The organism is Oscillibacter sp. KLE 1745, from assembly GCF_000469445.2.
Classification (GTDB): domain Bacteria; phylum Bacillota; class Clostridia; order Oscillospirales; family Oscillospiraceae; genus Oscillibacter; species Oscillibacter welbionis.
In genome coordinates, this window is the sequence record NZ_KI271665.1 from 1 (window position 1) to 10,112 (window position 10,112).

A 10,112-nucleotide genomic window follows, 5' to 3' on the forward strand; every position below is an offset into this window, starting at 1 on the left:
CGCTCCGTTGCGCCCCAAGGGCACTTCCGCGCCCACTCCGTGGGCTTGGGCGCCCGTCCTCTCCCCACAGGAACCGCTCCGCTGGGTTCCTGCGGGGTCCCCCGTGTAGAACCTCATGTTCTTCAGCAGCCGCGGGTTGTCCGGTTCCTCCAGCAGCGCCTGCTCTCCGTATTCTCTTGCCGCCCGCAGATCCCCGATCCGGTAGCAGGCATACGCCATGGCGTCCCAGGGATAGGCGCCCCAGGCCCTGTCCTCGTTGATATAGAAGCCGGACCGTTCGGTGATGTCCACGGCCCGCCGGCCGTAGTAGACCACGCCCTCCCAGTCCTCCGCCGCGTAGGCAGCCTCCTGCGCCTGTACCCAGGGCTCCCGCAGCTCCGGTGCCTCTGCGATGGCCCGCAGCGCCCACACCATGCCCTGCCGCCTGTCGCCCATAGACAGATAGCACCGGGAGAGAAAGCGCATGGAGGCGCACCGCTCCGGCTGCCACACGGCTCCGGGCATTTCCAGGTGGCGCTTCAGCACCGGGATGGCCTCCGCGTACAGTCCGTGGAACATATACTCCCGCCCCAGGTAGTGGGCGTTCCGGTCGTCCTCCGGGTCCTCCCGGACGGAGAGCTCCAGCAGCGGCAGATACTCCGCCCGGCTTTTCTTCGGGTCCGGATAGTGCTCCAGCACGATCTCCGGACATACCGCTGTCTTCCAGGTGCGCTGCCCGTCTGTCCTCCGCAGCACCTCATGTACCGGATGATGCCACTGGAACACGCCGGGCGTGTGGACCTTTTCCTGTAAAAACGTAGTGCCCGGCGTCCCGCCGGGGCCGAAGCTCCAGATATAGATGTACCGGAGCTGTTCCGTTCCCGGCTCCCAGACATTCTCCAGCAGCTTCCGCCAGCCGGGCCGGAATACCTCGTCCAGGTCCGTGCACACGCAGACGTCTGTGCCCGGCGGGATCAGATCCATGGAGCGGTTGCGGGCCGCGTCAAAGCGCCAGGGGGAGATGATCTCCTGCCGCACGATCGCGCCCCGGTCCGCCAGCTTTTCCACGGTCCGGTCCGTGCTCCCGGTGTCCAGGACGCACACCCAGTCCGCCTCTGCCATGGAGTCCATCCAGCGGTCCACAAATTGTTCTTCATTCCTGGCAATGGCGTACACGCAGACCTTCATGGCATGTCCCTTTCTGTCGTGATAAGCGGGAGGGGGCGCGGAGGCCCCCTTCCACTTCAGGCCGCCGTTTTCCCGGCATTTCAGGCCGCGCCGGTCAGCTCAGTGCCGCCGCTCACGCCGCCCACCGCGAATCCGCGCCAGTCATTGAATCCCGCGATAAACCGAGCGTAGCCCTTCCATACGTTGGCGTCGTTGCCGGCAAGCTCGCTGCGCACCTCCAGCTGTACGCGGTCAAGCCACACCGCACTGCCGTATTCCTCGTTGTACCTGCTGTCTCCCAGCACCCAGGGCTTCGTGCTCTTGGTGATGAACTGGTTCAGGTACGGCCACACAATGATCTTCCACCGCCCGAACTGGTAGTTGAACCCGTTGTTGGAGGTGTCCGGATCCTTGTCCGCGCCCACGGCGGCGAACACGTCCCGCTTCAGCTGGTAGTCATTGGGGATCAGGATGGTGTCCGGGGCAACGTCCAGAATTTCCCCGTTGTCTCCCATGAAGCCCTGCATCTCCGTCTCCACAGCGGAGAGGGCGTCCACACTGAAGGCGTCGGAGAACTGGTTACACTGGGTTGCCTTGCCCATCTTGGAGGGATGGGCTGTGTCGAACAGGCCCTTGCCGTCCGCGCATTTGGCGTCGAAGGTCTTCCCGTAGAACTTCATGCTGGCGGCCTTGGTGATGGCCGCGCCGAAGAGGGCGGCGCCGAACCGCTCGCGGGTCCGGTAGTAACCAGCCACGAAAGCGGCAGGCTGCTTTTTCAAGTCCATGAGCTTGGAGTCTTCCACGATCTCACGGGACAAGGAGAAGCTGTTCTTCCAGGTCATGTGCTCCAGGAACTTGTCGAAGCCCTCCTGCATCCCGTCCACGGGGTACTCGCCGTTCTCGCCCACGGGCTGGAAGCCCTCCATGGCGGTCATGGTGGTGAACTTCTCACCCCAGTGCTTGCTTGTGCCCACAGTGAACAGCTCTTGAATCATAGACTTCTGTTCAAAGGACTCGCCCCGCTTTTCCAGGAACATCCGGATGGGGGCCTGGGACTTGCCGAAGATGCTGTCCTGCAGGCCGCTCCCTTCCGTAAAAGTGATATGTGCCATACGATGATTGTCTCCTTTCCTTGGTGATTCCTGCGGCGGATCAGCCGCCCCCGCCGCTCTGGGTGATGTTGACCACAGCAGGGAAGCGTACCCGCACTCTGTCGCCTGCGGCGGTGCCGTCCATGCCCACCACTTCGGCCACACCGCTTGCCGTGGTGGCCGTCACCTGCAGGCCGTCGGTGTGCAGCGTCACCTTGTCGCCCAGCTTCACACTGGAGGCCGCCGCCTGGAAGGTGGTCTCAAACATCATGTCGGGCAGCACCCGCATAACGGGGATGATGTCCCCCACCGTGCAGGGCGTCTCCTTCTCGATCATGCTCACATAGGTGGGTGCAGTCGTTCCGCTGGCGACAGCCAGGTTTCCGCCGCTCTGGATCAGGGCCATGCCGATCCTCGGTGTGATGGCCCCGCATGGCAGGTACTCGATGCCGGGCACCCGCCCGCCGTCTACCTGCTGAATCAGAAAAGCCATAAAAACCTTACTCCTTCCGTTGTTTTTCCATGTACCTGTTGTAGTGCTTCTGGATTTCCGCATCCGTGGCGTCTGGATTGAAAGCCAGGTACTCCGCCTTCACATCCGGCGGCACCGTGGCCGCCCCGGTCCCCTGGGGAGTCCCGGTGCCGGTCAGGTGGTCCTTTCCGCGGGCGTTGTTCAGGGCCTGCTGCCGGGCTGCTTCCGCCCGGGCGGTAGTCAGACGGTCAAAGTTAGCCAGCCGGTAGGCATCCAGGAAGCTGTTGCCCTTGCGCACCAGGTCATAAAATGCCTTGGCGCCGGGCATGGAGAGCAGGTCTTCCACCGTGTTGATGGTGGGGTCCAGCTTGTGGATCTCCGCAAGCTCGGCATTTACCCTGGCCTGGGCCTCTGCCTGCCTGCGCTGCTCGTCCGCCGCCGCCTGCTGCTCCTGCTGCTTTTTCAGCGCCTGGATCGCCGGCGTCTGCTCCACCGCGGACCGCAGGGCCTCCGGCGTCAGCTTCCCGGCCTTCAGGTCCTTCTGCAGCTTGGCGGCGTCATAGTCCGCCCGCCAGGCGTCGAACTCCTCCAGGGTGGTGATGGGCTTGCCCGTGACGGTGTTTTTCATCCCCGCCTTGGCAAAGAAGGCATCCATCTGCCCTTTGGTTCTGGCCCTCTCGTCCTCCACCGCCTTTTTCACGGCGGCCTGCTGCTCTTCCCGCCGCCGGCGGGCTGCATTCTCCGCCCGCTGCTCCTTGGTCTGCTGGGCGGGCTCTCCTTCCTGCCCGCCCTCTGCCTGGGACGCTCCGGAAACGTCCCCGGCACCGCCGGCGCCGCCCTGAGCTCCACCATTTCCCTGATCCCGGGAGGGGTCCTGCTCCTGGGTCTGCGCCGGCTCCTGGGCTTCGCCCGTTCCGGGCTCTGTGCCCTGTGCCTGTCCTTCCTGCGCTCCCGGTTCGGCGGCTCCCGGTTCGTTCCCGCCTGCGGGCTGCTCCAGCCCAAACGCAGCGTACAGATCACTCTCTTCAAATCCAGCCATAAGGCCTCCATTCCGGCCTCTGGCCGGCTGCCATTTTCCCGCTGTTGGCTTGCGTAATGGTGGGCCGCTCCCGGCCCCGGATTATTCGATCTCCGTTACTTCTTGCCGATCCGGAGGTCGTTGCCCGTCTTCACTGTGCCCTTCTTGGACACGGTGGTCTGGATGGGGGCCTGTACCACCTGGGCCCCGGAGTTCTTGATCCGGCCCACGTAGCCGAAGCCGCCGCTCTTGCCGCCGTTCTTCATAGGTGCCGCCTCCTTTCCTCGTCATCGCCCCGACGTTATTTGTCATTTTCCCGCGTTGACTTGCGTATATCACGCGCCCGTCGGCGCTTGATTGCTTTGGTTGGCCGCAACGGCTCCGAGCTGCTGTCCACGCTGCTGGTTTTGCATGGCAAGCAGTTGGAGCTGTATCTGCATCTGCTGGGCCTGGGCGGCCCGCTGCTGTTCCTGCTGCAGCCGCTTTTCCAGATACTTCTTGGTTTCTCCGGCTCCCGGATAATGCAGCTCTTCCATTTTGCTCCAAAACAGAATCAGCGTCTCCGTGCTGCTGGGATCGCCGAATGCCCCCGTCTGCAGGTTCATCCGGGTCTCCTGCCACATGGCCTCCCGGTTGGAGGCCAGAGGGGCGGAGTCGTCACAGCCGAACAGGAACTGGTCTTCCCAATAATACTGGCCGTCCTTGTCCTGCTTCAGGAAGTCGTACCGGCTGATCTCTTCGTAGACCGTGTTCCCCTCGTTGTCCTTGTAGCTGATGGGCCGGGGCTCGTCGCTGTACGCCAGCCAGAACTTGAACATCAGCTCGAACAGTTGGGCGTATGCCGCCTGCTTCATGGTCCGCTTGCTCTCCAGACGTCCCGCCGCTTGTGCGGCAGAAAACTCCTTGGCCTTTCCGCTGGTGGCCGTGGGGTCCGTCCGGCCCTGGAAGGAATCCGTGATGCCCAAAATCTGCCGGGCTTCTTCATAGACCGTCGCCAGGTACGTCAGCTCGTACTGCAGGTCTCCGGAAAACTGGTACACGTCGATCATGGCCTTGTCGGCCGGGGAATCCAGGAACCAGCGTTCTCCGTCTACCGGGTCCGTCCGCAGCGTCGCTTTGGCCGGCAGCGTGATCCGGGTCCCAGCCTTCACCAGACGGTCAATGATCTTCTTTTCCATGCGGTTGGTGGTGTTCTGCTGGTCCTCGATCACGTCCACGTCACTGTTTCCCAGCAGTTGGCCATAGACGCTCACGCTCTTCTGCAATACCACCGGGAACACGTCCGGCCGGTAGAAGGGAATTTTGGTAGGCCGCATGACCGACCGGCCATTCTCGTCAATCTCCGGCTGCGCTCCCGGAATCACCAGACCGGAGCTGTTGGCGATGGGCAGGGTCACCTCTTCGTATTCCTGCTCTTTGGTGGTCCAGTTCGTGCTCCCGCACCACGGGCAGGGTCCCTCGCCGTCGTACCGAAGCCGCTGATCTTCCGGCTCCGCGGCCGCTCCTTCCGCTGCCAGGGTCTCCAGACCTCCGCCGAGACCGGCCGCCACATCCTGTGCCAGCTGCATGGCCAGGGCCCGGCCCGCGATCTGCTTCCTGGTCTCCGCTGCCACGATGTCCTGCTCCGCTTCCACGGCGTCCTGCTCCGCTGTCTCCACCACGGCCTGCCGGTTCTGGATGACCTGCCCGGGGAGCGGGCGCACCCGGCCGCAATGGGCACAGACCGGCACCCGCCGCGCCTGGTAGTTCTCTAGGTCCTCCAGCTCGATGTCGTTGACCCACACGTAGCGGTCGATCCCGCCCCGGTCGTTTTTGGCGTAGCCGATGTACATCGTCACGGCGTCGTCCGCCGTGTCCTCGTCCCCGGTTCCCCGCACCTGGGGCTCCTGCTCGCCCTCGTCCTCCACGTTCACGTCATACCGCCGCCGGATGTTCTCCTTCGTGGTGGGCTGCCGGACGATGAACCAGTCCATGTCCTGAATGCCGGTGTAAATCCCCGGCTGGGGCGCGAACTGCTTGGGGTGGAGAAAGGCAACTTCCTCTTCGCCTACCGTGTCGTGGGTCCGCTTTCGGTTGTCCCAGGCCACCAGGAAGCCTACACCGCCCTGGATGGGGACCGTCCGCTCCGCCTGGTCGTTGATGGTCTCAAAGGGCAGGCGGTCCAGCTCGCAGCGCAGCCAGTGCTCGATCTTGGCCGCCAGAGCCTCGTCCTCCTTCCGCCGCGGCGTGACCTTGGGGGAGGGAATGGCGGAGGACACCTGGCTTTCGATGTTCTCAAAGACGATATTCCGGATATGGGGGGCTTTCTGCCCCTCGTCCCCCTTTGTCAAAGCGCGAAGCTCCCGGTCCCCGCTGTACAGGTGCTCCCGCCGGTCCATTTTTGTCATTTGGGCCTTCCAGGCCACATCGCTGTCCGCCAGCCGCTTCTGCCAGACATCCAGCTTTGCCGGCTTGACTGCGGCCTTTCTTTCTTTGGGCATATCTCAGCACTCCTTCGTTGTTACAAGCTCCGTACCTCTCACTTTTCCGCCGGCGGCCATGTGGACTTACCGGGGCGTCCCCCACTTTTGCAGAAGCATTTCCCGCTCCTGGGGGGCTGCCCGCTCAAAGTCGTCCCACATATCCTGCGTCCATGCAGCAGTCCCCGCCGCCGCGGTCCGCTTCACTTCCATGGTCTGCTGCGGCCGGACGTAGTGAGCAATGGCCAGCGCCATCACACAGTCGTCATGGGCACCCGGCTCCGCCGCCGCTCGCTGCTTCTCGTCCCGCACAAACGTCAGCATCTCCAGCAGAGTGTCCTCGTCGTTGACGGTCTCCAGATGCTCCCGCATCACCCGGATCAGTTCCGAGATGATGACCGGCCGCGTCAGCCGGTCCGTTCGGAATCCGTATGCGTGGCGGATGGTCCCGTCGAAGGTGTCCTCGATCTCCCGGACGTACAGGTTCCGGTAGCCCATCAGGTCCAGCAGTTTCACCGGGTACGTGGAGAAGTTGGCCTCCGGCGCCAGCATGGCGTCGTTGTACCACTTGCCAAGGCAGTACATCTGCCGGGAGAAGGTGTCCTCGTCGTACTGGTGCCGCAGCACGGCCACCTGCTCTCCGGACACGTTGTCCAGCACCTGTCCCACAAACCAGTCACTGCCGTCTCCCGCGGTGTCCGCGCCGATGACGTAGGGCCGCCCCGGCGCCGGCTTCTTGTAGACCTTCACAGGGCCTTGCGCATCGTCCTCCCACCGGATGTTCCCGATGTGGACGCCATCCTCCGCTGCGTCGTAGGCGAAGGCGCCCCGGGCCTCCGGTTTCGGGATCCGCGTCAGGCGCTCGCTGACCGCCTTTCCGTCGAACACGGTCTTGCCCGTCACGCCCCATTGGCCCAGGCAGTAGACCATGTAGTAATATTCGTCCTTGTCCCGGAACCCCTCCAGGGTCTTTACCGCCTCGTCCGTGAGAAAGCGGTTGTCCCTGTAGGTGCTCTCATGTACCCGGGCCCGCGGGTCCGGCATATCGAAGAACCGCTTTTTCAGCCAGTGAGTGATAGAGATGGGGTTGAAGGACAGGATCATCTGCAGGTAGTAGGGAAAGACCGTCCGCAGGCGGATGTCCAGCTGGTTGAAGTCGCCTTCCTCCAGCTCCGACGCCTCCTCAATCCAGATCCCGGTGATGTCGTAGATGGATTTCAGCTTTTCTACATCGTCCAGACCCGCGAACAGAATCTCGCTACCGTTGGGGAACCCGATCCACAGGTCGCCCTTGTTGATCTTGGCGCCGGCGTCCGGGTAATGCTCGGCGATCTGACCCCGCAGCTGCGCAAAGCAGCTGTCCCGCAGCGTCCGCGCCACCTTCCGCGTCACCAGCCAGCGGTGTCCCGGCTCGCTGGTGACCCGCTCCAGAACCTTCCGGCCGACGAAGATGCTCTTTCCGCTTCCGCCGCCGCCTTTTAGAACCAGATAGCGGTGCTGGTCGAAGAACAGGGGCAGGAAGGCCTCGTTGTTGGTCTCCCGCAGGCCCTTCCACCACATGGCGGTGCTCAGATACCGCTCAACCTTCTCCTGCCGGTCCATCTGCCGCCTCCTGGGTGAACTCCTGCACCATCTCCCGCAAAAGCGCCTCCCGCTCTTCCATGGGGATGGCCGCCGCGGTCACGGCCTTTCTGGCCCGCGGCCCCAGCTCCACTTCCTTGCGCTCGGTGTAGCCGTAGTTGTTCTGCAGGGAGAAGATCACGCCCTTTAGCTCCTTGCCGCTTCTGGTGAGCAGCGCATCTTCCAGGAACGCCTCCATGGTCTCCCTGGCGTAGGCCGTCACTTCCTGCAGCTCCGGATGTTTTTCCGGGTCGCAGTAATCCGCCCACGTGGACCTGTGGATGCCCAGGTGCCGGCAGAGTCCGCCCACCGTCGGCGGGACCACGAACTCCCGGACCTTCACCGGGTCCCCGGCGTCGTTGGTCACGTCCCGCAGTTCAAAGACCCAGTGTCCCCAGCCGTCTTTCTGCCCGGTGTTCACCTGCTCCCGCAGCGTGACGGTCCGGCTGTGGTAGCGGAAATATTCATCCACCGCCGTTCGCAGCGTCCGCGGCGTGTACTTCCTGGGCCTTCCCACGTCCTCGTCACCTCCGCATCTCTCGCCCCGCCGCAAGCGGCAGGGCTCGTTCGCTCCGGGCCTCGTCCTTTCCCCGCCGCGCGGGGTGCGGTGGGGCTCCCCGTTTTGGCATCTTGGCCGCCCCCTTTCGGCCCTGGTCTCTAGTACCAGTATAACAGGGTGACCATGCGTCGAACCGTCAACTTTTTGGGCGTGAAAAAACGCCTGTATCCCTTGTCCTGCAAAGGATACAGGTGCATTGCCCCCTCGCGCGCGCAGGTGCGCGCGTGTACGCGCGTGCGAGAGCATACCCGCCCCCGTGCGCGCGTCGTCGTGTCGAAAAATTCCACGGCTTTCAGGCCCGAGGAAAATTCCCGGGCCTCCGCCGCCTATTCCGTTTTTCCCGTCCTTCCAGGCGGCCGCTTCCGCCGGTTCTCCGGCAGGATGTACCGGATGTACTGGGACAGGCCGGGGTGGTACGCCTCCCGAAACAGCAGCACGCCGCCCTTCGGCACCCGGACCTCCGCCTCGCTCATGGCGATCCGGTCCTTCGGCTCCACCCGGAGCAGATTCCTGCTGGAGATGTACTTCTTGTGATCCGGCACCCGCCGCACCTGCCGGATCAGGTAGGAGGCCAGGGGCGTGTAGTCCATCTGCGGGGAGAGCGGCTTCCAGTCCACGCCGCCCAGGCCCGCCCACTTTTCCACGAACACGTCCCGCACCGCCCGGTCTACTACCAAGTGATGATGCACCCGTACCGTCTCCCCGGTGTCTCCGTCCATGTCGGAGGTGACGGCCACGTACCGCAGCGGGAGCCCCAGCTTGTCCAGCTCCCGCTTCACCCGCCGGATCATCAGCTGCAGCTCGTGCTCTGCCGCCGCCCGCATAGTGTCCAGCCGCTCTTCCTCGGTCTCCATGGGCAGGCCCTGCCGGAGAGCCCAGGCCTCCAGCCGCGCCAGTCCATCGTCCGAATAGTCCAGGCCCACCAGCAGGTCGCCCTCTGTGAAGTTCGCGTTGAGCAGGCGGGCCAGCGCCTTCTCCGCGCTGTACTCGTTCTGTGCCTGTTTCCGGGCGGCGTCCCGCAGGCGGCGCTGTGATCTCGTGGGGCGGGCACCGGGGACGAAAAATTTTGTTTTTTCTCCCACGTTGCCTGCCTCATACGTCCGGACGATCCAGTAACCTTCCAAGGAGATGCCTCCCTCCGCTTTATTATGGTTTATTGTCGAAAACTTAGGCCCTTACCAAGCCCACATTCGCGCGTGCGCGCGAATGTTAATATGTATATGATCCGGAAAGCCTTTTCGTCTGATCGTCTACGCAGGGCCCCTCGTTGGTGCCGTCCCCAGCATTGACGGCGGCACATTTTGGCTCCCCTCCACTTCGGAGGACCTCAGTGCTCGTGTACTGGCGGCCAGGGCGTTTGTGGCTTTTTGATGTGACTTAAACCGGAATCTCGTTTCACAGGCCCCGCCCGGCTCATGCGCCCGCGGCAGGACATATACCCGGCTTACCGGGTATCTTTCGGGTTTTGTACAGGCTGTCCGCTGGCCCGAAGCCCAGTTCAGGAGTCATGGGCTCATTCTCCGGCGCTTTGATCTGCGGCAGACGTAAGCGTTCCCGAAGCCCTGCCGCGCCCCGCCGCTGCAGCGGGCGGGTTGCTTGCCGCATGGAGGGCGCGACCCTCCGGCCCTGATATGTAGGCTGATGCGCTCGTGCGGCATATCGTCCTCACAAACTTCGCTCCGCTCGGTCCCGCCGAATGGCGAGACCTCGCACCGCTCCGTTGCGCCCCAAGGGCACTTCCGCGCCC

9 protein-coding genes are annotated in these 10,112 nt (G+C 63.8%); all 9 read right to left on the minus strand.

Translation table 11 applies throughout. From position 1 onward, the window contains the following. Positions 1 to 1,167: tetratricopeptide repeat protein (locus HMPREF1546_RS01470; RefSeq protein WP_021751613.1), on the minus strand; the 1,167-nt coding region annotated here is incomplete at its 3' end. Between the two features lie 80 nt (positions 1,168 to 1,247). Further along, positions 1,248 to 2,258: a hypothetical protein gene (locus HMPREF1546_RS01475; RefSeq protein WP_021750884.1), complete on the minus strand. Its 1,011-nt coding sequence runs from the start codon at positions 2,256 to 2,258 to the stop codon at positions 1,248 to 1,250. A 40-nt stretch (positions 2,259 to 2,298) separates the two neighbouring features. After that, entirely contained in the window at positions 2,299 to 2,730 is a 432-nt protein-coding gene (locus HMPREF1546_RS01480; protein WP_021750883.1) for a hypothetical protein, read from the minus strand. Positions 2,731 to 2,737: 7 nt separating this feature from the next. Beyond that, a complete protein-coding gene (locus tag HMPREF1546_RS01485) occupies positions 2,738 to 3,748 on the minus strand; it encodes a hypothetical protein (RefSeq protein ID WP_021750882.1) in 1,011 nt (336 codons plus the stop codon). 95 nt (positions 3,749 to 3,843) lie between these two features. Further along, positions 3,844 to 3,993: a hypothetical protein gene (locus HMPREF1546_RS18600; protein WP_021750881.1), complete on the minus strand. Its 150-nt coding sequence runs from the start codon at positions 3,991 to 3,993 to the stop codon at positions 3,844 to 3,846. Positions 3,994 to 4,062: 69 nt separating this feature from the next. Continuing rightward, a complete protein-coding gene (locus tag HMPREF1546_RS01490) occupies positions 4,063 to 6,207 on the minus strand; it encodes a hypothetical protein (protein ID WP_021750880.1) in 2,145 nt (714 codons plus the stop codon). 66 nt (positions 6,208 to 6,273) lie between these two features. After that, on the minus strand, positions 6,274 to 7,788 hold the full coding sequence (locus HMPREF1546_RS01495; RefSeq protein ID WP_021750879.1) for a PBSX family phage terminase large subunit: 1,515 nt from the start codon (positions 7,786 to 7,788) through the stop codon (positions 6,274 to 6,276). Continuing rightward, positions 7,766 to 8,323, minus strand: coding sequence for a terminase small subunit (locus HMPREF1546_RS17980; RefSeq protein ID WP_198016086.1), 558 nt, complete (start codon positions 8,321 to 8,323; stop codon positions 7,766 to 7,768). The genes HMPREF1546_RS01495 and HMPREF1546_RS17980 overlap by 23 nt, the downstream gene beginning before the upstream one ends. 368 nt (positions 8,324 to 8,691) lie before the next feature. After that, the gene (locus HMPREF1546_RS01505; RefSeq protein WP_021750877.1) at positions 8,692 to 9,489 is read right to left on the minus strand and encodes a hypothetical protein; all 798 of its coding nucleotides are present in this window, start codon (positions 9,487 to 9,489) and stop codon (positions 8,692 to 8,694) included. Between the last annotated feature and the right edge of the window lie 623 nt (positions 9,490 to 10,112).

Bases quoted from the DNA above. Each gene is read 5' to 3' on its own strand.
- HMPREF1546_RS01475 (WP_021750884.1), bottom strand. From the start codon at position 2,258: ATGGCACATATCACTTTTACGGAAGGGAGCGGCCTGCAGGACAGCATC.
- HMPREF1546_RS01480 (WP_021750883.1), bottom strand. From the start codon at position 2,730: ATGGCTTTTCTGATTCAGCAGGTAGACGGCGGGCGGGTGCCCGGCATC.
- HMPREF1546_RS01485 (WP_021750882.1), bottom strand. From the start codon at position 3,748: ATGGCTGGATTTGAAGAGAGTGATCTGTACGCTGCGTTTGGGCTGGAG.
- HMPREF1546_RS18600 (WP_021750881.1), bottom strand. From the start codon at position 3,993: ATGAAGAACGGCGGCAAGAGCGGCGGCTTCGGCTACGTGGGCCGGATC.
- HMPREF1546_RS01490 (WP_021750880.1), bottom strand. From the start codon at position 6,207: ATGCCCAAAGAAAGAAAGGCCGCAGTCAAGCCGGCAAAGCTGGATGTC.
- HMPREF1546_RS01495 (WP_021750879.1), bottom strand. From the start codon at position 7,788: ATGGACCGGCAGGAGAAGGTTGAGCGGTATCTGAGCACCGCCATGTGG.